Source organism: Thermomonas sp., from assembly GCF_029945965.1.
In the GTDB taxonomy this organism is placed as follows: Bacteria; Pseudomonadota; Gammaproteobacteria; order Xanthomonadales; family Xanthomonadaceae; genus Thermomonas.
On record NZ_JAQSDO010000006.1, the window covers coordinates 184,231 to 205,464 of the forward strand.

The 21,234-nt window shown below is 63.3% G+C and carries 22 protein-coding genes and 1 tRNA gene; 8 read left to right on the forward strand and 15 right to left on the reverse strand.

Translation table 11 applies throughout. From position 1 onward, the window contains the following. Positions 1-71 precede the first annotated feature (71 nt). Genes PSV05_RS02165 through PSV05_RS02175 form a run of 3 tightly spaced genes read right to left on the reverse strand, consistent with a single transcriptional unit; the run spans position 72 to position 2,420 of the window. The gene (locus PSV05_RS02165; protein WP_300060774.1) at positions 72-902 is read right to left on the reverse strand and encodes a hypothetical protein; all 831 of its coding nucleotides are present in this window, start codon (positions 900-902) and stop codon (positions 72-74) included. 2 nt (positions 903-904) lie between these two features. Further along, positions 905-1,825 carry an acyl-CoA thioesterase II gene (gene tesB / locus PSV05_RS02170; protein WP_300060777.1) on the reverse strand — a complete coding sequence of 307 codons (921 nt, stop codon included), beginning with the start codon at positions 1,823-1,825 and terminating at the stop codon, positions 905-907. Positions 1,826-1,832: 7 nt separating this feature from the next. Further along, positions 1,833-2,420 (reverse strand): N-acetylmuramoyl-L-alanine amidase, encoded by a 588-nt coding sequence (locus PSV05_RS02175; protein WP_300060780.1) that lies wholly within the window; start codon positions 2,418-2,420, stop codon positions 1,833-1,835. A gap of 73 nt (positions 2,421-2,493) precedes the next feature. Between PSV05_RS02175 and PSV05_RS02180 the strand changes: the two genes are divergently transcribed. Genes PSV05_RS02180 through PSV05_RS02190 form a run of 3 tightly spaced genes read left to right on the forward strand, consistent with a single transcriptional unit; the run spans position 2,494 to position 5,806 of the window. Next, positions 2,494-3,024, forward strand: coding sequence for a hypothetical protein (locus PSV05_RS02180; protein ID WP_300061343.1), 531 nt, complete (start codon positions 2,494-2,496; stop codon positions 3,022-3,024). Continuing rightward, positions 3,021-5,156, forward strand: coding sequence for a bifunctional 23S rRNA (guanine(2069)-N(7))-methyltransferase RlmK/23S rRNA (guanine(2445)-N(2))-methyltransferase RlmL (rlmKL, locus tag PSV05_RS02185; RefSeq protein ID WP_300060783.1), 2,136 nt, complete (start codon positions 3,021-3,023; stop codon positions 5,154-5,156). The genes PSV05_RS02180 and rlmKL overlap by 4 nt, the downstream gene beginning before the upstream one ends. Positions 5,157-5,185: 29 nt before the next feature. Next, positions 5,186-5,806, forward strand: coding sequence for a methyltransferase domain-containing protein (locus PSV05_RS02190; RefSeq protein WP_300060786.1), 621 nt, complete (start codon positions 5,186-5,188; stop codon positions 5,804-5,806). A gap of 69 nt (positions 5,807-5,875) precedes the next feature. Here the strand turns inward: PSV05_RS02190 and PSV05_RS02195 are convergent, their stop codons facing one another. The 8 genes from PSV05_RS02195 to PSV05_RS02230 all read right to left on the reverse strand — a co-directional run bounded on the left by PSV05_RS02195 (position 5,876) and on the right by PSV05_RS02230 (position 14,722). Further along, a complete protein-coding gene (locus tag PSV05_RS02195; RefSeq protein WP_300060789.1) occupies positions 5,876-6,949 on the reverse strand; it encodes a hypothetical protein in 1,074 nt (357 codons plus the stop codon). Positions 6,950-7,043: 94 nt separating this feature from the next. Then, positions 7,044-7,658: an HNH endonuclease gene (locus PSV05_RS02200; protein WP_300061345.1), complete on the reverse strand. Its 615-nt coding sequence runs from the start codon at positions 7,656-7,658 to the stop codon at positions 7,044-7,046. A gap of 123 nt (positions 7,659-7,781) precedes the next feature. Further along, on the reverse strand, positions 7,782-9,572 hold the full coding sequence (locus PSV05_RS02205) for an acyl-CoA dehydrogenase C-terminal domain-containing protein (protein ID WP_300060792.1): 1,791 nt from the start codon (positions 9,570-9,572) through the stop codon (positions 7,782-7,784). Positions 9,573-9,673: 101 nt separating this feature from the next. Beyond that, on the reverse strand, positions 9,674-10,156 hold the full coding sequence (locus PSV05_RS02210; RefSeq protein ID WP_300060795.1) for a hypothetical protein: 483 nt from the start codon (positions 10,154-10,156) through the stop codon (positions 9,674-9,676). A gap of 64 nt (positions 10,157-10,220) precedes the next feature. Then, positions 10,221-10,409, reverse strand: a complete 189-nt coding sequence (locus tag PSV05_RS02215) for a hypothetical protein (RefSeq protein WP_300060798.1) — start codon at positions 10,407-10,409, stop codon at positions 10,221-10,223. 79 nt (positions 10,410-10,488) lie between these two features. Then, positions 10,489-11,730, reverse strand: a complete 1,242-nt coding sequence (locus PSV05_RS02220) for an EAL domain-containing response regulator (protein ID WP_300060801.1) — start codon at positions 11,728-11,730, stop codon at positions 10,489-10,491. Next, positions 11,708-14,344 (reverse strand): PAS domain-containing hybrid sensor histidine kinase/response regulator, encoded by a 2,637-nt coding sequence (locus PSV05_RS02225; protein WP_300060804.1) that lies wholly within the window; start codon positions 14,342-14,344, stop codon positions 11,708-11,710. The genes PSV05_RS02220 and PSV05_RS02225 overlap by 23 nt, the downstream gene beginning before the upstream one ends. A gap of 302 nt (positions 14,345-14,646) precedes the next feature. Next, positions 14,647-14,722, reverse strand: a tRNA-Phe gene (locus PSV05_RS02230). A 117-nt stretch (positions 14,723-14,839) separates the two neighbouring features. On the opposite strand from PSV05_RS02230, the gene PSV05_RS02235 reads away from it, so the two are divergent. Continuing rightward, complete coding sequence (locus PSV05_RS02235; RefSeq protein ID WP_300060808.1) at positions 14,840-15,289, forward strand: DUF6491 family protein; 450 nt, start codon at positions 14,840-14,842, stop codon at positions 15,287-15,289. On the opposite strand, the gene PSV05_RS02240 is transcribed toward PSV05_RS02235, so the two are convergent. From PSV05_RS02240 to ftsY, 4 genes are read right to left on the reverse strand one after another with little or no spacing between them, the layout of a single operon-like run. Beyond that, positions 15,268-15,540: an oxidative damage protection protein gene (locus PSV05_RS02240; protein ID WP_300060811.1), complete on the reverse strand. Its 273-nt coding sequence runs from the start codon at positions 15,538-15,540 to the stop codon at positions 15,268-15,270. The genes PSV05_RS02235 and PSV05_RS02240 overlap by 22 nt on opposite strands. A gap of 5 nt (positions 15,541-15,545) precedes the next feature. Then, positions 15,546-16,616 (reverse strand): A/G-specific adenine glycosylase, encoded by a 1,071-nt coding sequence (gene mutY / locus PSV05_RS02245; protein ID WP_300060813.1) that lies wholly within the window; start codon positions 16,614-16,616, stop codon positions 15,546-15,548. Next, entirely contained in the window at positions 16,613-17,914 is a 1,302-nt protein-coding gene (locus PSV05_RS02250) for a hypothetical protein (RefSeq protein ID WP_300060816.1), read from the reverse strand. Before PSV05_RS02250 ends, mutY begins: the two co-directional genes overlap by 4 nt. After that, positions 17,911-19,131 carry a signal recognition particle-docking protein FtsY gene (ftsY, locus tag PSV05_RS02255; RefSeq protein ID WP_300060819.1) on the reverse strand — a complete coding sequence of 407 codons (1,221 nt, stop codon included), beginning with the start codon at positions 19,129-19,131 and terminating at the stop codon, positions 17,911-17,913. Before ftsY ends, PSV05_RS02250 begins: the two co-directional genes overlap by 4 nt. A gap of 140 nt (positions 19,132-19,271) precedes the next feature. On the opposite strand from ftsY, the gene rsmD reads away from it, so the two are divergent. Genes rsmD through PSV05_RS02275 form a run of 4 tightly spaced genes read left to right on the forward strand, consistent with a single transcriptional unit; the run spans position 19,272 to position 21,225 of the window. Further along, positions 19,272-19,829, forward strand: a complete 558-nt coding sequence (rsmD, locus tag PSV05_RS02260) for a 16S rRNA (guanine(966)-N(2))-methyltransferase RsmD (protein ID WP_300061348.1) — start codon at positions 19,272-19,274, stop codon at positions 19,827-19,829. Between the two features lie 47 nt (positions 19,830-19,876). Continuing rightward, positions 19,877-20,377: a pantetheine-phosphate adenylyltransferase gene (coaD, locus tag PSV05_RS02265; RefSeq protein ID WP_300060822.1), complete on the forward strand. Its 501-nt coding sequence runs from the start codon at positions 19,877-19,879 to the stop codon at positions 20,375-20,377. A gap of 56 nt (positions 20,378-20,433) precedes the next feature. Next, positions 20,434-20,925 (forward strand): hypothetical protein, encoded by a 492-nt coding sequence (locus tag PSV05_RS02270; RefSeq protein WP_300060825.1) that lies wholly within the window; start codon positions 20,434-20,436, stop codon positions 20,923-20,925. A gap of 48 nt (positions 20,926-20,973) precedes the next feature. After that, a complete protein-coding gene (locus PSV05_RS02275) occupies positions 20,974-21,225 on the forward strand; it encodes a YfhL family 4Fe-4S dicluster ferredoxin (RefSeq protein WP_300060828.1) in 252 nt (83 codons plus the stop codon). Positions 21,226-21,234 lie beyond the last annotated feature (9 nt).

Genomic DNA, 21,234 nt, shown 5'->3' on the forward strand with positions numbered 1-21,234 from the left:
GCACAACGCCCGGAGAAATCCGGGCGTTGTCGTTTGGTGGCGTTCGCGCCGCTGTCAGTACTGCGAGACGTTCAACGTTTCGAAAGAATTTTCCAGCGGATGCCGTTGCGCTCGGCTTCGACTGTGCGTGGCTTGCCGCCACCGGATTCCACTTGCACATGGCCGCGGCCCAAGCCATCGGTCATGTAGTCATGCACCGCGACATTCCACGCTGCATCCTGCGGACAATCGCTGCTGGAAAAGGCTTCCGTCGCGTCGCCAAGTGCCAGCGATTCGATGAATTGCGGCGTGGGGTCGGCGCCATCGATCGCGATGCAGGCTTGGGCGGGTTTGGCCTTGGTGATTTCGTTTTCGATCAGCAACTTCGCCAGCGCGGTGGGAATGTCGGCGCGATAGACTTCCAGGTCTTCGGCCAGTTGCGGAATGATTGCGGGCGCGGCGTGTTTTGGTGCCGACGGCACCGCTGCCACTGCGCGTTTGCTGGCCGGTGTAGTGGCAGTAGGGGCTTCGAGCCGCGAGTACCAGATCAACGCGCTCACCACCACGATCAACACCAGCAAACCGATCCGCATGCGTGTCCGCGTGTTCGCCTTGCGCTTGGTCGAATCCCTGGCTTCGTGCATCGTCGACAAGGACAGGTAGCTGCTCTCACCGGCGCGTGTGCTCTCGAGCAGCCCGGCATCGCGCAAGAGCTGGCGTCCGCGCGGCTGGTCCTCGGCATTGAGGATCCAAACCGCCGGCAGCGGGCCGGACTGCCCGGCTTCGGAATAGCTGAAATTGCTGCGGCGGTTGCCGCGGTAGGAGCGGCCATCGGAGATCCGCACCTCGATGCCTTCGGCTCGCAGCAACTCGGCAACTGCCTCCACGTTCTCGAGTCTTGCGCTGCTGAATACCTGGCGCATGCTCAGCCCTTCGGATGCAGTGGGATGTCGGCCTTGTCGGCACCGACCACGCGGATCAGGCCTTCCTGTACGGTGCTGGCGACCAGCCGGCCATTGCGGTCGAAAATCTGTCCGCGCGCAAGCCCACGCCCACCCTGCGCACTGGGGCTGTCGATGGAATACAGCAACCATTCGTCGGCGCGGAATGCGCGGTGGAACCATAGTGCGTGGTCGAGCGAGGCCATCTGCACATCCGGCTGGTAATAGCTGATCCCGTGCGGGAAGGTCGCGGTGCCGAGCAGGTGGAAGTCGCTGGCATAAGCCAGCAACGCACGGTGTAGCTCGGCTGCATCGCCGACGCGCTCGGACAGGCGGAACCAGACTTGCTGGAACGGCGGACGCTTGGGCGGGTTCAGTTCATCGCGCGGATATACATGGCGGAATTCGAACGGTCCCTGCCGCGACAGCCAGCGCTGGACCTTGCTCGGCAGCTTCGCCATCTGTTCCGGCGACAGCGTCGGCGACGGTTCCAGGTCTTCGGGTTTCGGGACATCCGGCATCGACACCTGGTGCTCGGCGCCTTGCTCATGTTGCTGGAACGACGCGGCCAGGAAAAAGATCGGCTTGCCGTGCTGGATCGCTGTGACCCGGCGCACCGAGAAGCTGCCGCCATCGCGGGTGCGGTCGACGCTATAGACGATCGGTGCATCGATGTCGCCGGCGCGCAGGAAATAGCCATGCAGTGAATGCGCGTCGCGCGGCCCGCTGGCTGCGTCCATGGTCGCCTGCGCCGCCGACAATGCCTGCCCCAGTACTTGCCCACCGAACACGTACTTGGTGCCGATGTCGCGGCTCTGGCCGCGGAACAGGTTGTCTTCCAGGCGCTCCAGCGAGAGCAGTTCGACAAGCTCATTGAAAAACGATTCGGAGACGGGGGAATTCATCCGCCGATTATAGGTGCTGCGCTGCCGCAAGCCGCTGCAAAGTGGACTCGGCCAGTACCTGTGCCCACGGGAATCGGGGTCCCGGATCGCGCTTGCGGCGGACCTTCACTCGCGGGTCGTCGCTGGCTTCGACCTCGTCCAGATCAAGATCCTCGTGCCCGGCGATCAGGCTCAGGCTCGGAATCCGCGTGCACAGGTCACGCAGCAGGTTGATCAACGCATCGATCTGCGCGTCGGAGTAGGCCTCGTCCATGGCTTGATGGCGTGAATCCAGCCAATCCGGGTAACGGCCGGTGTTGACCAGTTCGATACCGACCGAACGCGGGTTGAAGCCGCGGGTGTGGTGGGCGACATGGCCGGGATCGACGTATTCGACGATGCCGCCATCGCGGTCGATGTAGTAGTGACCACTGTTGCCGGTGCCGCTGTCTGCGTACAGCACCCGCTCGCCGAACTCGCGTGCCATCGTCAGGTCAGGCAGCTCGGTGCAGTGGATGATGACCAGGTCGATGTCGCCCAGCGGACGTGCCGCAAGCGAGGCTGCATAGGGCAGGGGATCGATACGGACATCACTGCAATTTGGGGGCGGCGGCATGCGCCGATGCTAGCATTCACGCATGTCGACACTGCCTACCGGATTGCCACCTGCCCATTGCACTCGCGGCGCGATGAAGGGACATTGCATCCTCTCGCACGGCTTCGAAAGCGGGCCCGATGCGACCAAGGTCACCGCGCTCGCCGATGTGGCCGAGCGCCTGGGCTGGACCCACGAGCGCCCCGATTACAGCGACCTCGATGCGATGCACGAGGTGAGTGATCTCGGCGACGTGCCCACGCGCCTGCAACGATTGCTGCAAATCGCGCGGGATGCCGCTGCTCGTGGCCCACTCATACTGGCCGGGTCGAGCTTGGGCGCCTGGATATCAGCGCGGGTCTCGCTGCAGGTGCCGGTACGCGGTCTGTTCTTGATGGCGCCACCAGTCAGCATGGGCCCTGCACCAGGACTGGATGCAGGCAACGTGCCGACCTCGATCATCCATGGCTGGCATGACGAACTGATTCCGGCAGCGCAGGTCGTCGCTTGGGCTGCGGCGCGTGATGCGCAGCTGCTGCTGGTGAACGATTCGCATCGCCTGTCCGAGCATGTGCAGGCAAGTGCCGGCGCATTCGAACAACTACTAGTCTCGCTTTCAGCATGAAATTCTTCGCCAGTTGCGGCAAGGGCCTGGAATACCTGTTGGCCGATGAACTCGTGGCGCTCGGCTGTACGCGCGCGACCGCGACCATGGCCGGCGCGAATGCCGAAGGCGAGTTGATCGACGCCCAGCGCGCGGTGATGTGGTCGCGCCTGGCCAGTCGCGTGTTGTGGCCGCTTTGCGAATTCGAGTGTGCCGACGAACACGCCCTGTTCGCCGGCGCGATGCAGGTCGACTGGACGCAGCATGTCGGGCCAGGCCACACCATCGCAGTCGATTCGCATGTGTCCGGCGATGCGATCACCCACGCGCGCTACGCCGCGCAGCGGGTCAAGGATGCGGTGGTCGACACCTTGCGCGCGCAGACCGGCGCGCGCCCCGATGTCGATGTCGAGTCGCCGGACGTGCGCATCAACCTGGTAGTGCGCAAGGGCCGCGGCATTCTGTCGATCGACCTTGGCGGCGGGCCGCTGCATCGGCGTGGCTGGCGGCGTGCACAAGGCGAAGCACCGCTGAAGGAAAACCTGGCGGCGGCAGTGCTCCTGCGTGGTGGCTGGCCACAGTCCTATGCCGCAGGCGGCGACCTGCTGGATCCGATGTGCGGCAGCGGCACCTTGCTGATCGAAGGCGCATTGATGGCGGCCGACGTCGCGCCCGGCCTGCTGCGCAACGGCGAAAAACTGCCAACGCGCTGGCCCGGTTTCGACGTGGATGCCTGGAAAACCCTGCAGGTGGAGGCGATCGAGCGCGAAGCCCGCGGACGCGCCAGATTGCGCGCCTGCATCCACGGCAGCGACAGCGATCCGCATGCGATACGCGCCTCACGCGAGAACGCGCAGATTGCGGGCGTCGCCGATGCGATCCGGCTCGACGTGCGCGATATCGCCAGCCTGACAGTGCAGGAGAATTCCAAAGGCGTGGTCGTCTGCAATCCGCCATATGATGCGCGCCTGGCAGCCGATCCGGCGCTGTATCGCGCGCTGGGCGAATCCTTGAAACGTGCCACGCCGGGATGGACGGCAAGCCTGCTGTGCGGCGATTTTGAACTGGCGAGAGCGACTGGCATACGTGCGCAGAAGCGCTACCAGATGTTCAATGGGCCGATCGAATGCAGTCTGATCGTATGTGATCCCATTGCGGTGCCCGAACGTGGCGATGGTGGGCCGCGCGCATTGAGCGACGGCGCGCAGATGGTCGCCAACCGGCTGCGCAAGAACCTCAAGGGTTTGCGCGCCTGGCGCGAGCGCGAGGGCGTGACTTGTTTCCGCGCCTACGATTCTGATATCCCCGAATACGCCTGCGCGGTCGATGTCTACACGACAGAACCGGATGAGACCGTTTGGCTGCATGTGCAGGAATATGCGGCACCTGCGGACATTCCCGAGGTGACCACCCGCAAGCGTTTGAACGAATTGCTGGCGGCGGTACGCGAGGTGTTCGAGGTGCCGCGCGAGCGAGTCGCGCTGAAGACCCGCAGCACCGGCAAGGGTGGCAGCAAGTACGGCCAGTTCGTCCAGCGCGGCGAGTTGATCACTGTCCGCGAAGGCAGTGCGCAGCTGCAGGTCAACCTGTTCGACTACCTCGATACCGGCCTGTTCCTCGACCATCGCCCGCTGCGCGCGCGGATGGCGCTGGAAGCGCGCGGACGACGGTTCCTGAACCTGTTCTGCTACACCGGCGTCGCCAGTGTGCAGGCCGCGGTCAATGGCGCGCTGGAAACCACCAGTGTTGACCTGTCTGCGACCTACCTGGAATGGCTGGCCGACAACCTGCGCAGCAACGGGGTTGGCGGCACCCGCCACCGCATCAGCCAGTCAGATGCGGTGCGCTGGACGGAAGCTGATCGCGGCGAATACGACGTGGTGTTCTGCGACCCGCCGACCTTCTCCAATTCCAAGCGTGCCGATGACTTCGACGTGCAGCGCGACCATGTGCGCCTGCTACGCGCCGCGGTCGAGCGATTGGCTGGCGATGGCGTGCTGTATTTCTCCAACAATTTCCGCCGCTTCCGCCTGGACATCGAGGCACTTTCGGAGTTCGCCACGGTCGAAGACATCAGCGCCTCGACCATCCCGCCGGATTTTGCGCGCAACCCGCGCATCCATCGTGCGTGGCGGTTGACCCGGCGTCGTTAGCCGCGGGCTATTAAAACCAAAGGACACGCATGCGCAATCGCTCATCGGAAAGGTTGCGCTTCATCGGGCAATGGCTGAAAAACCCGCGGCAGACCGCGTCGGTCACGCCATCCAGCCCGGAACTGGCAGCAGCCATGCTGGTCGAATTGCCGGCCAATACGACGCGGGTGATCGAACTTGGCGGCGGTACCGGCGCGATCACCCATGCGCTGGTCGACCATGGCATCGCAGGCAAGCAATTGCTGGTGCTGGAATTGAACCAGGAATTGCATGCGCACCTGCACAAGAAATTTCCGCAAGAGGTGCTGGTGCTTGGCGATGCCGCGGAATTGCCGCGGCTGGCCACGGATGCCGGGTTCCTCGAAGAAGGCCTGGCGGATGCAGTGATATCAGGACTTGGCCTGCTAGCGATGGATCGCCGCTTGGTCGCACAGATCCTGGAAAGCGCGTTTGCGTGCCTACGCCCGGACGGGCGCTTCATTCAGTTCACATATGGGCCGAGGTCGCCGGTGCCCGAAAGCGTGTTGGGGGCATTGGGCTTGCACATGCGCCGCGGGGGATTCGTGCTTCGTAACGTGCCGCCGGCCACGGTCTGGGTGTGCCAACGCAGTCAGAGCAAGGCGATCATTCCCCGCAGGGTCAACCGCTGAACGGGCTTTGCGCTTCAGCAGGTTGTTGGAGCGAATCTGCAGGACCAGATCCCGGCGTGTTCTCGCTACTTAACGGCCGCGCATGCGTCCGAACAGGCCGCCGCTCGGCTTGGCAGGTGATTCCGGTTCGGGTGCAACCGGAATCACCAGCTCGGCATAGCCGGTGGCGAGGTTGGCATTGACGAAGTCGGCGATTTCCGCGCGATCCACCCCGCTTGCCGCGGCGATTTCATCCAAGGTGGAGGGGCCTTTCATCATCGCGGTCGCGATGCGGAAATGCTTGGGGAACTCGCGCTCGGTTTGCGGCCACTTGGTCAGGCGGTATTGGCCGTCCGGATCATTGCCCGGCAGCAGCTTGCCACCACCAACCAGCAAGCCACCCAGCCATTGCAGCCGCGCCAGCGGTTGTGCCTCGCCGAGTTTTGCGGCTTCGGCTTCCCATTTGGCGGCATCCGGCGTTTCAAAATCCTCGATCAGCAGAGTGCCTTCGAAACTGGCCGCCAATGGCTTCAACGTTGCCGGGCCGTGATAGATCTTGCTGCGTGGATCGATCAAGAGTACGGGTCCATCGTCACGTTGCAGCCGAACCCGGCGTTCCAGGCCATTGCCGCCTAGCCAGCTGGACAGGGGCCGATCCGGGGGCACCGGCATGCTCGGTGCAGGCGCAGGCGTATGTGTGAGTTCCGCGGCGGCCGCAGGCATCGAGACCATGCTGGGCGAATCGACCGGGCTGGCTTCGGTCTCGTCTTCCGGCAATGAGCGCGCGTCCGGCAGATGATCGCTTGGCGCCGGTGCAGGCGTGGAGGTGGCCGGCGCGGTGGTGGTCTGGGCTGGCGGCGCATCGCGAGCGATCTCGCTGAGCAGCACGGTGAAGTCGCTCGCATTGATCGGGCGCATCAATCGGTAGTCGGTCTGGCTCCTCTCCACCGAGGTCAGGCCGATGACCTTGCGGCCCGCGGCATGCAGCCGCAGCCAGCTCATCGGTCCGTACATGCTGTCCATGTCGACCACGACATAGTCGGCGTTGTCGTCCGCAACCAGGGTCCAATGGCTGCCAAGTTCCGCATTCGCAGCCTTGAATGCGGTCGTCACGTCGGCCTGGGTACTGCTGTCCATGCCGGTGGTACCAAGGGTCAAGGCCATGGTGGTGGTCCACTGCGGAAAGATTGCAGTGTTCCCAAGCCAGGCCGCTACGTCAACGCGCAATGCACGTCACTTCAGGACGTACCGGGCCAGATCAGGCCATGCGCGGACGCTTCTTCGGCAGTTGCGCCTTCAGGAAGGCCATCTGGTCGGCGAGGATGTTGCGGTTGGACAGGATCAGGTGCTCGACCCAGCTGGGCCGGTATGGCACCGCCAGCAGCGGCATCGAAGCCTGTTGCGGGGTACGGTTGCCCTTGCGCGAATTGCAGTGCAGGCAAGCAGAGACCACGTTTTCCCAGATGTCGCGGCCGCCTTTGGATACCGGCTGCACATGGTCGCGGGTTAGCGCGGCACGCTGGAAATCGCGACCGCAGTAAAGGCACAGCGACTGGTCGCGGGCGAACAGCGCCTGGTTGGTCAGCGTGGGCGTGGGGTCCAGTGCATGCGGACGCGCGTGTCCGCGGGCGGCGATGATCGGATGCAGTTGCATCATGCTGCGCGCGCCACTGAGCCGGTTGATGCCGCCATGGATCTCAAGGCAAGGGTCGCCCAGCGTCCAGGCGACCGCGCCGCGGGCGTACAGGCACGTTGCGTCCTGCCAGCTCATCCAGTTCAGCGCGCGGCCGTGCGCATCCAGCCCAAGCAGGCGCAGGCCGGGGAAATTGGCGGTTGAGCCGCTGGGGTGAAGGGTATCGACGGCGGGCAGCATGCCGTCCGCGTCAGTTGCTGCGGTTCGGGTGCCGGCATGGGCCGGGCGAATCGTCGCTCTGTCGGTCTCCATCGGGATCGAGCTTATACCCCACGGTGACGTTTTGGGTATAGCCGGCCTGCCTCAGTCGCCGAATGCCCCTGCATCCAGTGTCATCAGCGATGCTGCGCCGGCCTCGATTGCCGCCTTGTGCGCGAGCGTCCGCGGGAGCATGCGCGCGAAGTAGAAGCGCGCGGTGTCGCGCTTGGCATCCTTGAACGCCTGCGAACGACCCGAGGCATTGGCGGCGGCGACGCTGCGTGCCCACCAGTAGGCCAGCACCACGTAGCCGGAATAGAACATGTAGTCGGTGCTGGCCGCACCAAGCTCTTCGGGATTGCTGGCTGCGCGTTGCAGCGTCTCGATGGTGAGCTTGCCCCATTCGGTGCATTTGGCGCGCAGCGGTGCGATGAATTCGGCCAGCGCGCTATCGCCTTCATGCTGCTTGGCGAATGCCTCCACTTCGGCGATGAAAAGCTTCAGACCGGCACCCTGGGTGGCCGCGGTCTTGCGGCCGATCAGGTCCAGCGACTGGATCCCGGTGGTGCCTTCATAGAGCGTGGTGATACGCGCATCGCGCGCCAGCTGTTCGATCCCATGTTCGGTGATGTAGCCGTGCCCGCCGAAGCATTGCACCGCGTTATAGGTGTTCTCGATGCCCCATTCGGTCAGGCAGCCCTTGGAGATCGGGGTCAGGAAGCCGAGAAGTGTGTTGGCACGCTCGCGTTCGGCGGGATCCTGCGAGCGCTCGGCGATGTCGAGCTGCGAATAGGCGTGCAGGCTGAGCAGGCGGCCGCCTTCGATCAGCGCCTTCTGCGCCAGCAGCATCCGCCGCACGTCCGGCTGCACGATGATCGGATCGGCCGGTTTGTCGGGGTACTTGGGGCCGGACAGCGAACGCGACTGCAAGCGCTCGCGCGAATACTGCAGTGCGTTCTGGTAGGCGCGTTCGGACAGGCCGAGGCCCTGCACGCCGACGCCCAGGCGCGCCGAGTTCATCATCACGAACATCGCCTGCAGGCCCTTGTGTGGCTGGCCGACCAGATAGCCTTCTGCACCGTCGAAATTCATGACGCAGGTGGCGGACCCATGGATACCCATCTTGTGTTCGATCGCCCCGCAACGCACCAGGTTGCGCTCGCCGACCGTTCCGTCGCGGGCCACCTTGAACTTGGGCACCACGAACAGGGAAATGCCTTTTGCCCCAGGCGGTGCGTCCGGCAGCTTGGCCAGGACCAGATGGATGATGTTGGGCACCAGGTCGTGTTCGCCGGCGGTGATGAAGATCTTGGTGCCAGTGACCGAATAGCTGCCATCAGCCTGCGGTTCGGCGCGGGTCTTGAGCAGGCCCAGGTCGGTGCCGCAATGCGGCTCGGTCAGGCACATGGTGCCGGTCCAGGTGCCGGCCACCAGCGGTTTGAGGAACACGTCCTTCTGCCAGTCCTCGCCGTACTCCTCCAGCGCCACGACCGCGCCGTGCGACAGCATGGGAAAGTTGCCCCAAGCCAGGTTGGCAGCATCGACCAGTTCGGTCAGCACGCCGCCCAAGACAGTGGGCATGCCTTGGCCGCCATGTTCGGGCGCATTGGTCAGCCCGATCCAGCCGCCTTCCACGAACTGCTCGAACGCCTGCTTGAATCCGGGGGGAGCGGTGACATCGCCACTCGCCTTGTCGTACGTGCACCCGATCTGGTCGCCGATGGCATTGAGCGGGGCGAGGACGGTTTCGGAGAAGCGCGCGGCCTCGTCCAGCACTGCATCGACCAGTTCGCGGTTGACGTCGGCGAAACCCAGCCGGGCGAACAGGGGTTCGGCGTCCAGCACGTCGAACAATGCGAAGCGGATGTCTTCCAGCGGGGCCTTGTAGCTGCTCATGCGTGCTTCCGGTTGCGTGCGAGCCGCCTATCGGCCCGAGGAAGCGCTAGCATACTACGGCGTATGGTATTTGGCTGGGGTTGACTCGGGAGGGCGCAGCTTTAGCGCAGCACGCCAGGCAGGCCGGGCACCGGCATCAACGCGCTGTTGCGTTCGATCTTGTAGGTGTGCGACTTGCCGCCTTCGGGCGCTGAATCGACGGTGCCGCCCAAGGTGTAGTTGAGGCTGCGGCCATCAGCCAATGCGGTGGCGATGCGTGCGCGGCCATCTGCCGTGGGGATAATGGTCGTTGTGACCACGTCGGCCGATTCCGGCCCGATGCTGATCTGCGGCTGTGCCTGCACGCTGCCTGCGGCGCCGTTGTCGAAGGCGATCTGGATATTGGTCGCGTTGAAACGCATCGCCACGCTACTGAAGTTGTCCAGCCGCAGTTGCACGTCCCAGCGACCATCGGCGCGTACGGTCAATTGCTGGATGCTTGCTGCCGGTTCCGACACCCGGCGCACCGGGCCACTACCGCAACCGGAAAGCAAGAGGGCGACTGTGGCGATCCAGGCGGCAGTCCAGGAAACATGTCGACTCATGGCTGAATCCTCAAGCAGGGATGCCGAGCATAGCCCGCACGCCGGCGGTTTGCAGGAGCGTGAATCAATAGCCAGCCTCGACCTCGCTGACCGGCAGCTCGCGAATATGGGCATCCTTGGCGATGAAGAATGCCTCCGCACAACGGTAGGCTTCGCGCCCCATCGCAATGCGGGTTTCGTCGGTCGCGGTGGTGGGATCCTGGCGGCTGAGCAGCGCGGTATAAAGGGTCAGGGCGATGTCGTGGATGTCCATGGCGTATCCGGGTGTTTGGCAATGCGGGAGCGCGACGATACACCGGACCAACCCGCAACATAACCTGCTGTCCAAGCCCTCAGGCCCAAGCGCGCACCCATTCAGGGAATTCCACGGATTTCATCGGTTTGGCAACGAAGAAGCCCTGCGCGATATCGCAACCGCATTCGCGCAACAGGTTCCAGTCCTCGGCTGTTTCGGCACCCTCCGCCACAGAGGAAATGCCGAGTTTTCGCGCCATTTCCAAACTCGATTCGAGGATCTTGCGACTGGACGCCTGGCGTGTGGCGTGCTTGACGAACGATTGATCGATTTTCAGCTCGGTGAAGGGGATGCGGGTCAACTGCTGCATCGATGAATAACCGGTGCCGTAATCGTCGATCGACAGGCCGAAGCCCTTGATGCGCAAGCGGATCAGGTTTTCCAGCACCTGGCCGACACCGTTCATCGCTGCTGATTCGGTGATCTCCAGGATCATGTGCTTGGGGTCCAGGCCTTGGTGGGTCACTTGCCAGGTGATGGCATCTGCGATGGCAGGATCTTCCAGCATTTTCACGGACAGGTTGACTGACACATTCAGATCAAAGCCAGCGTCTCGCCAGCTGCGGCAGTCCCGCGCGCTTTTGGCCAGGATGATCCACGTCAGTTCGCTGATCTGGTTGGCGTCTTCAAGCAATGATATGAAGGCGTAGGGCAGGACGATCCCGAAGTGGGGATGACGCCAGCGAGCCAAGGCCTCCGCGCCCTTGACGCGATTCGTCATCAAATCGATCTTGGGCTGGTAGAAGGGCTCGAATTGATCCGCGTGCAACCCGGCCATGACCTCGTCAATGCTGAAGGTGGATGGGCCCTGCCCGGATTTATCCGCATTGGGCTTGGTCCGCCAATGCAGGCCAATCAACTGGGCAAAGCGTGCCGGGGTCGGTGGCTTCTCCACTGTTCCGAGCAAGTGCATGCCGTACGCTCCACACATCGTCTCCACTGTCTCCAGGAGGGATGTGTCCAGACCGCTGGTGATAATCAGCGAGGCGCGCACCTTGGCCTCGCCAAGCCGGCGGATGAAGGCCATGCCATCCATCCCGGGCATGTCGATGTCAGTGATGATCACGTCGAAGGCCTGATCGAGCTCGCGGAGCACCTCCAGTGCGGAGAACCCGTCGGCGGCTTCATAAATCAACCGCGCGCCCAGATTCTCAAGCATCTCCACTATCATGCTGCGCTGGAACTCGTGGTCTTCCACTACCAGGAAGCACAGGTCTTTGCCGGGGAGCGCGGCGCTCGCGTTCGGCGAGCGATTGTCATCCCAAGTCGAGGTTGGCATTCAATTGCTCCAGTTCCATGTGAAACGCATCCATAAGCCATGTGACCCTGGGGCCATCCTCTTCGCGGCCAGCTTGTTCGATCATGGCACATACCGATGCCAGCCCCTGCGCACCGATGAAACCACACGCCCCCTTGATTCGATGGGCCTTGTGCGTGACCGTTCCCATGTCGCCGCGTTCGATAGCTTCCAGCAAGTGCATTACATCTACATCGTTGACCTGCCGGAAGTGGGCACGCGCTCGTTGCGTGACGGGCAGCTCGTTCTTGACGTCCGGGTCCATTGTTTCGCGTGCGGGCTCCGTCGGGCGGCAGGTGTCCTCGATACCCTCGGGTGCCGGCTGCGGAGGTGAGCTGGCTTCGATTCCCGGACCGGACGACGGCAACCACCGGGTCAATTTCTCGGACATTACTATCAAACTGGTGGGCTTGGAGATGTAGTCATCCATGCCGGCATCCAGGCATTCCTGCATCACGCCAGGGATGATGTTGGCACTGCAGGCGATGATTGGAGTCCTCGGACCGGCGAGCCCGGCTTCGGCTTCCCGTATCCGGCGACTGAGGTCATAGCCGCTCATGGCGGGCATGTTGAGATCGGTCAACACGAGCGAGAACTTGCCGGTCCGCCATTGTTCAAGCGCCTCGGCACCACTTCCCACCTCTTGGGCCGCATGGCCCATGGCTTTGATCTGGCTGCGCATCACAATGCGGTTGATTGGATGGTCGTCTACCACCAGGATGAGCATGCCAGAGTCCGTGGTCTCAGCCTCGGCGGGAAGCGAAGCCCCCTTGGGAAGGGAAGCCTCTTCGGGAAGGGAAGCCTTTTCGGGCAACTGCTCCGGGGCGCCTCGCTGGTTTTCGCTGTTGTGTGGCACAAACGCGGGATTTGCGATGAAGGCCACGATATGCAGGGTCATGGTCGTGCCTACGCCGAGTTCGCTGGACATGCCGACCTGCCCGCCCATCAATTCGGCCAGCCGCCGGGAAATGGAAAGGCCCAGCCCGGTCCCACCATAACGGTTGGCTATGCTGTGCGCTTGTGCGAACTCTTGGAACAACATTCGCTGTTCGTCCTTGGAGATTCCGATGCCGCTGTCCACCACCTCGAAACGGAGGCATTCGAGCTCGCTATCGCGCCCTTCCGACAGCACACGCAGCTCGACGCCGCCCTTGGGAGTGAACTTGATTGCATTGCTGACGAAATTGCCGAGGATCTGCCGCAGCCGCAACGCGTCCAGTAGCAAAACAGGGCTGATATCCGGATCCACGTGCAGCCGGAAATCCAGGCCCAAATTTCTTGCGCTACCAGCATAGACCCGGCGCACGCTGTCCACGACATCCACCAGGCGTGTGGGTTCGGGGCGTATCTCGAGCTTGCCGGCCTCGACCTTCGAGAAGTCAAGAATGTCGTCAATGATCCGTTGCAGGGATTGACCCGACTCCCGCACAGCCTCGAGTTCCGTGCGGATTTCAGGATTGACCGGGGTCAGGCTGATCAGTTCGAGGAGCCCCAGCATGCCGTTAAGCGGTGTCCGTATCTCGTGACTCATGGTGGCAAGGAACGCGCTCTTGGCCAGGTTGGTCGCGTCTGCCGCTTCTTTCGCCAATGTGAGCTGCTGCTCGAGCGCCTTGCGGGCGGTGATGTCCTGGATCGTGCCGCGCATGCCGATCACGTTGCCAGAGCCATCGGTAACCGAGACCACGATCACGTGCAGCGCCACCACGCTGCCGTCGGGGAGGTGCGCTGTGGACTCGTACGTTTGGGGCTGTCCCGTTGCTTGAGCCAATTCGAAGGCATTGGCAATCAGTACGTCGCCCTCCGACACCATGTCAACTGTCTCGGTAAACATCGGAGCTCCAAGCCTCGGGTCGCGCCCAAGCAGCTGGTAGACCTGCGGTGACCAGGTCACCACACCAGTGGCCAGGTCGCACGTCCAGTCCCCCAGCTTAGCCACGCTTTGCGCGTCTTCCAGGCGCTGGGTCGCGTCCCGCAGCGCCTGTTCGGTGGACCTGATTTCGGTAATGTCGAACAGGTGCCCATTCCAGACCACGTCCTTGTTGGACCCGCGCACAGGTACCGCCAGCGTACGGACCCAGCGGACCTCGCCGTCCGGCTTGCGAATACGGAAATCCGCTTTCAGAGGCGATAGCGCCGTTCGCGAATGCGCAATGGCGGCATTCAGCTTCTTGCGGTCTTCAGGGACCACCAAGCGATGCGCCAAGTTTGCATCCTGCACCAACTGCTCGCGGGAGACGCCAAGGACATTCCCCACGTCGAAGGTCAGGAATTCATAGGTGCCGTTTCCGTCCTCTGGAAGCCTGAACACGTAGAAAGCGCCGGGCAGGCGATGTGCCATCGACTGCAACTGGTTCTCAGCGCGATGGCGGGCGCGGGTGTTGTGAACCACGACCCAGAGCAAGGCGGACAATACGCCACAGACGATAAAGCCAACGAGGATCAACAGTTGGTACCATCGGCCGGCAGCCATCGCTTCAGGATGGCCCATCAGCTCCAGCGCCTGAGTGACCTGCCAGCCAAGCAGTAACAGCGCCAGCGCCGCCAGCGCCACACTCGCCGCAATCACCATGTCAGCTTTTTTAGGGCGTATCGGCATACTTGATCGCCTCCAGCAATCACACCGTGCCAGCTGAAAATCTCCTTAGAGGGCGTTCCAAGCCCAAGGCCCAAGGCAAAGTCCGGCACAGATTGCCGAATCTACTGCATACAAGTGATCAGGAGGTGTTTAGCGGGGTCGCGCGCAATGGCTTCCGATACCGAAGGCCGGGATGGCTAACCGCAATGCTTGGCCGGATGCTTTAACTAGCGCGCGCCTGGCGAAACCTACCCGCCTCCACAAACGAAAAACCCCGCAAAGGCCGAAACCGTTGCAGGGCTTACGTTTACTCGCCAAACCAATGGTGGCCGGGGACGGAATCGAACCGCCGACACGGGGATTTTCAATCCCCTGCTCTACCAACTGAGCTACCCGGCCATCGGTTCAGTTAGCCGCGCATGATACGGGGCGAACGTGGGCACGGCAAGCAAGGCTAGCCGGACATGGGCTGAACGCCGTTCGCGTCGGTTGCCTCAAATTAAACAACAGGCGTGCATGATCGTTGCATCGCCCACGAAGGAGGCCGACATGAAATCCCTCATTCCCTTGCTTGCCGCCCTTTCACTGGCTGCATGCGCAACTACTGCGCCGTCGGAGAGTGCTCGCCTGGCCTTGTACCAGAGCCACGCAGGCGAGCCGGTCAAGCAGATCCGCTATCTCAATGCGATGGGCTGGGAGCGCGTCGACGGTGAGCATGTGGTGCTCAATTTGCTACCCAGGGAATCCTGGTTGCTCAAGCTCTCCGGTCCATGCCTCGACTGGGGCAGCGGCTCGCCCTTCCTCGCGTTTTCATCGCAAACTGGCTGGCTGATCAGCAAGTTCGACAGCATCAAGGTTTCCGGCTCACCCGTCACATGCAGGATCGACGAAATCCGTCCGATCGACATGCATGCGGTGCATGCGGCCGAAAAACAAATGCGTGATCAACCCGCTTCCGGCACGTAACCCGAGGGTTTTTCCGCGCCGCCGCCGAACAGGAACTTGAGCATCTCGGCTTCAAGGAAGCGGCGGTGTTCGGGGTTCAGCGGCGACAACCGGTTCTCGTTGATCAACATGGTCTGGTGCACAAGCCAGCGCTGCCAGGCTGGCTTGCCGACGTGTGCGAAGACCCGCTTGCCGGCCTCGCCGGGCCATGGGGCGAAGTCCAGGCCTTCGGCCTCGATTTGGTCGACTTCGCAAAACACCATCCTTGCCATCGTGCTTACTCCTTCAGCAATCGCCGGACCGGCGCGGGCAGGCCGATGCCGGCCAGTTCAGCGCGCGATGCCCAGCGCAGGTCGTCATTGTCGCCGATTGCATCACGTGCACGAACTCCGGCGATGCGATGCGGCAGGATCTGCAGCCGGTAGTGGCTGAACCCGTGCATGACCGGGTCCTCGGCTTGCATACGTTCGAAGTTGCCGTCGACGTGGCGCTCGAACCATTGCCGGGCATCAGCCAGATCGGCGAATTCGGGCAGCGACCACAGGCAAGCCCAGACTCCGGTTGGTGGACGGCGGTGCAGCAATACGCGACCTGCATCGTCCTGCATGATGAGCATGTGCGCAGTACGTTGTGGCAATGGCTTGCCGGGTTTCGGCGAAGGTAGTTCGGCGGTACGCCCTTCGCGTAATGCGATGCAGTCGTGCTGGATCGGGCACTGCAGGCAAGCCGGGTCCGAACGTGTACAAAGCGTCGCGCCAAAATCCATCTGCGCCTGTGTGTAGTCGGCCAAGCGCGTGCCGGGCAATACCGACTCGGCGATTACCCATAGCTTCTTTTCGATGGCAGGCGTGCCTGGCCAGCCTTCGATGCCATGCACCCGGCACAACACGCGCTTGACGTTGCCATCCAGGATCGCGGCACGCTCGCCCCAAGCCTGTGCCAGGATCGCACCAGCAGTGCTGCGGCCGATGCCGGGTAGCGCGCGCAATGCATCACCATCGCGTGGCAGATCGCCGGCATGGATCTCGATGCAAACTTTTGCGGCCGCATGCAGGTTGCGCGCCCGTGCGTAGTAGCCAAGGCCAGACCATAGCGCGAGCACTTCGTCCTGGGATGCCGCGGCAAGCGCAGGCAGGTCCGGCAACGCGGTGACGAAGCGTTCGAAGTAAGGCGCTACCACTCCGACTTGCGTCTGTTGCAACATGATTTCCGACAGCCATACCCGATACGGCGTGCGCGGATGCTGCCAAGGCAGGTCGTGGCGGCCGTGCTGGTCGAACCAGTCCAGCAGTCGCGCGCTAAAATCAGCCACTCCAGCCACTCCAGCCACTCCGGCCGCTTGACTCATGGTTTGGCGGGCGCAGGCGTGGCAGTTCTGGGTAAAGCCGGGTCGTCTTTGAACTCGACTTCCACACTCTCAAGCGTCGCGCCGGCGATCTCGATGCGTGGCGTCTGCAGGTGGCCGGTCAATGGCGGTAGCGGCGATCCGGACATGCCCGAGTCGATCCAGTCCAGGATCGCCGGCAGCTTGAAGCGTGCATCGAACGTGGTGGCGTCGCGACGCAGCGTCAGCGAAGCGGCTTCGCTGAAATCCACGTGCCCCACATAGTCCAGCGAGAATGGCATCGGCGATGTCGATACCGACAACGGTGGCGGCAATGCCGGCCAGACGTCCGGCCATGCCGCAATATCGCCCTGCAGGCGCAGCACCAGCCGAGGGCCGAGCGCGAGCGCACCCTTGGCCTTGGTGTCGGGGATTACATCGCCACCATGCAGGATCATCGCGGCCGGATCCAATGCCCAGACAGCTTTGTCGAAACGCAGCGGACCGGCGGCACCCAACACGAAGGGCAGGTTCGAATTCGCGGATATGTAGCGTGCCGATAGCCCGAATTTGGCAGGTGAAATGCTGATGCCGTTGTCGCCCAAATGCAGTGGCCCGACCAGATAGACCTGGGCTGGCAGTTTCCAGCCATCACCTTCCAGCGTGGCCTTGCCGATAACGGCCATTCCGGCGTTGTTTGCGGGCTGGGTCAGGGCGACATCCAGATCGAACGGAAGTGTGGTCGGCGGATACAGGTAACGGCCCTGCAGGCGCGTGTGCAGCGGTTTGCCGGGGGCGAGCGAGGGCAGGTCGACGCCAATGCCATCGATGGCCCAGTCGCCGTTGTCGATGCGGCCGCGGCGGATGCGCAGGCCGTTGGTCAGGGTCGGAATCCGGGTTTCGCTGGGTGGCTGCGTCGCCAGCCAGCGTTGCAGTGCCGGCACGTCGAGGATCGGCGCATCCAGTTCGATGCGCTGCACGGTCAGGTCGGCGCCGCGCGCACGGATTGTGCTCCACGGCACCGCGACGAACACGCGTTCGGCGCGAAGCAGTGCGCTGGCATCACCCGGGCGTTGCACGACCACATCGTGCAACACCAGTTGCGGCGTGCCACGCAGGCGGTAACTGGCCTGGCCGGATGCGGTGATGCGCAGGCCGAGTGCGCTACCGACGCGATCCAGCAGGAGCGCGCTTGCACGCTGCGGTTGTAGCAGATAGCCAACGATCAGGCCCAGCACCACCAGCAGGATGGCAATGATTATCGCGAAGCGGGCCAGCCGGCCACCGCGAGTGCGCTCCGGTACAGGCGCGGCAGTTTTCACCCGGTCAACGATTCGGGCAGCAACGCATCGACGAAGGCCTCGGCATCGAACACCCGCAGATCCTCCGGTCCTTCGCCGATGCCGGCATAGCGGATCGGGATGCCGAACTCGCGGGCAAGCGCGAACACCACGCCGCCCTTGGCGGTGCCATCGAGCTTGGTGACCACCAGTCCGGTGACATTGACCGCAGCATTGAACTGGCGGACCTGGCTGATAGCGTTCTGGCCGGTGGTGCCGTCGATCACCATCAGCACTTCATGTGGCGCGCTGGCATCCAGCTTGCCGATGACGCGGCGGATCTTGCCGAGTTCGGCCATCAGGCCGTGCTGGGTGTGCAGGCGCCCGGCGGTGTCGGCAATCAGTACTTCCACGCCGCGCGAGGTCGCGGCCTGCATTGCATCGAACGCGACCGAGGCCGGATCCGCGTCCTGCCCTTGGGCGATCACGGCCACGCCGTTGCGTTGGCCCCAGGCCTGCAATTGGGCGACCGCGGCGGCGCGGAAGGTGTCGCCGGCAGCCAGCATCAGGCTGCGGCCCTCGTGCTTGTAGCGGTGCGCCAATTTGCCAATCGTGGTGGTCTTGCCGACGCCATTGACGCCCACAGTCAGAATCACGAACGGGCGCTTGCCGCGATCGATTTCGAGTGGCTTTGCCACGGGTGCAAGCATGGCGATGAGATCGGCGCGCAGTGCGCGCAGCAAGGCATGGGCATCGGCGAATTCGCGCGCCTTCATCTGCTTGCGCAGGGATTCAACCAGTTGCGTGCTGGCGGTGACCCCGACATCGGCGGTGAGCAGCGCGGTTTCGATTTCGTCCAGCAGCTCGTCATCGAGCTTGGGGTTGCGCGAGAACAGGCCGCCCAGGCTGCGCGCGAACCCGCTGCTGCGCAGGCGCTCGCGCCAGCCTGAGACAGGTGCGGGTGCACTGGGCGGGGCTGCAGGCTCGACGGGGATCTCGTCGACATGCGCTGTTTCGGGAGTCGGCTCGGAAATGGTCTCGACGGGTTCAACAACCTGCGTTTCTTCCATCACCACTGCGGCGGTGACAGCAGGAGTTTCGACCACCTGAGTGGGCGCGATCGGCTCCGCAGGCGCTTCGACCGCCGGCTCAACGGGAACGGCCGCGGGCGCATTCGGGAATGCGGCGGCAAGCTCTTCGATGCTGATGCGAAGTTTGGGTTCGGCGTCGGGCTTGTTGCGGCGGAACCAGCTGGCCATGGTGTGCGGTCGTCGGCGCCGTTCGCGAAGGTGTCGGCGGTATAGGCGAGAATGGCGCGCATGGTAACACCCGCCTCCCATTCGCCCTGATGAACGCGGGCCGCAAATCACCACCCCGCGCGCCATCGCGCCCGGCATTACTGACCGGCAGGCCGGGCAGTGTGCGCATCATCGGCGGAAGCTGGCGCGGAACCCGCTTGCCGGTTCCGGATCGCCCGGGCCTGCGGCCAACCTCCGACCGCGTCCGTGAAACCCTGTTCAACTGGTTGCAGCCGCAGTTGCCCGGCGCGCGGGTGCTCGACCTGTTCGCTGGCAGCGGCGCGTTGGGGCTGGAAGCGCTGTCGCGTGGGGCGGCGTCGGCACAATTGGTCGAAGCCGACGCCCAATTGGCTTTGGGCCTGAAGGAGCTGGGTGGGCGTCTGGATGCCAGTGAGCGGCTCGATGTGCATGCTGGCGATGCCCTGGCCTGGCTGCGCGGGGCGCAGGAAAGCGTGTTCGATATCGCCTTCGTCGATCCACCCTTCGATGCCGGCTTGTGGGATGCGGTATTGGGCTTGCTGCCGGCGCGGATGGCCGCGTCAGCGTGGATTTACCTCGAGTCCCCGACCGCACTTACCCCGACTTTACGCATGGATTGGACCCTGCATCGGGAAAACCATACCCAGGATGTGCGCTATGCCCTGTATCGGCGTGGGTGACGGAGTACACTGAACCCCATTCATATCAGCGGCAACCCAGCGACGACATGAGCGTGGCTACGCGCATCGCGGTTTACCCGGGTACCTTCGACCCGATCACCAATGGCCATGTGGACCTCGTCGACCGCGCATCGCCGTTGTTCGAGAAACTGATCGTCGGCGTCGCCGCCAGTCCCGGCAAGAGCCCGGCCTTGCCGATGGAACTGCGGGTGGAGTTGGCGCGCGAGGCACTGTCCGCCTATGCCAATGTCGAAGTCCATGGCTTCGACTGCCTGCTGGCCAATTACGTGCGTGAACTGGGCGCTGGGGTGCTGCTGCGCGGCCTGCGCGCGGTATCCGATTTCGAATACGAATTCCAGCTGGCCAGCATGAACCGCCACCTGATTCCGGAGGTCGAGACCCTGTTCCTGACCCCGGCCGAGCAATACGGCTTCATTTCGTCATCGCTGGTGCGCGAGATCTCGCGCCTTGGCGGTGATGTTTCAGGCTTCGTCCCGCCCGCCGTGGCCACGGCGCTGCAAGCGCAGTGGCGCAAATGCGGCGGATGAAGCAGCTCCATGCAACCGTGCCACCCATGTCATACCGTTAGAAACAAGGGGAACCCATGAATACGATGCTCCGAATGCTAATGATCGCCTGCCTGATCCTGCCGTTCGCCGCGTGCAAGAAGGAAGCAGCGCCAAAGGTCGAGGCCGTTGCCGCGCCATTGACCGCGCCAACCAACGAGGACATGCCGGCCTGGCGTGCCTATGTCACCGACGTGGCCAAGCGCAACATGGATGGCATCACCAACAGTCCTTATGTGTACTTCTTGCCGGGCGAGGGTAGCGAAGGCTTCGGCGGCCAGTACGAGCGCCAGTTGGAGAAGCTTGAAGGCGACATGTCGCGCGGCATCATCGCCGGCAACATGCTGGTATTCGCCTCGCCTTCGTCCGGCAAACTCGCAGAGATGGCCACAGTGGCCTTCCAGCAGGTCGGTCCGGGCACGATGAAGGGCGTGAAAGTCCTGTTCATCGGCAAGGCCGAGGACAGCGAGAAGGTCAAGGTCGCAGCCGAGCCGGCCGGCGTGAACTACGTTTTCGTCGAAGCGAAGTAAGGACGCCCGTATCCCAGCCCTCTCCAGTAGTGGCGAGGGCTCAATGCCATGTCGCTGAAGATCAACGAAATTTGCGTCAACTGCGACGTCTGCGAACCCGTCTGCCCGAACAAGGCGATCACCCAGGGCGAGACGATCTATGAGATCGATCCCGCCCTGTGCACCGAATGTGTGGGTCATCACGACGAGCCGCAATGCGTGGTGGTCTGCCCGGTCGAATGCATCGATCCGGATCCGGAGTTTCCGGAAAGCCATGACCAGTTGCTTGCCAAGTTGATGCGGCTGCAAACGGTCCAATAGAGGATAGGA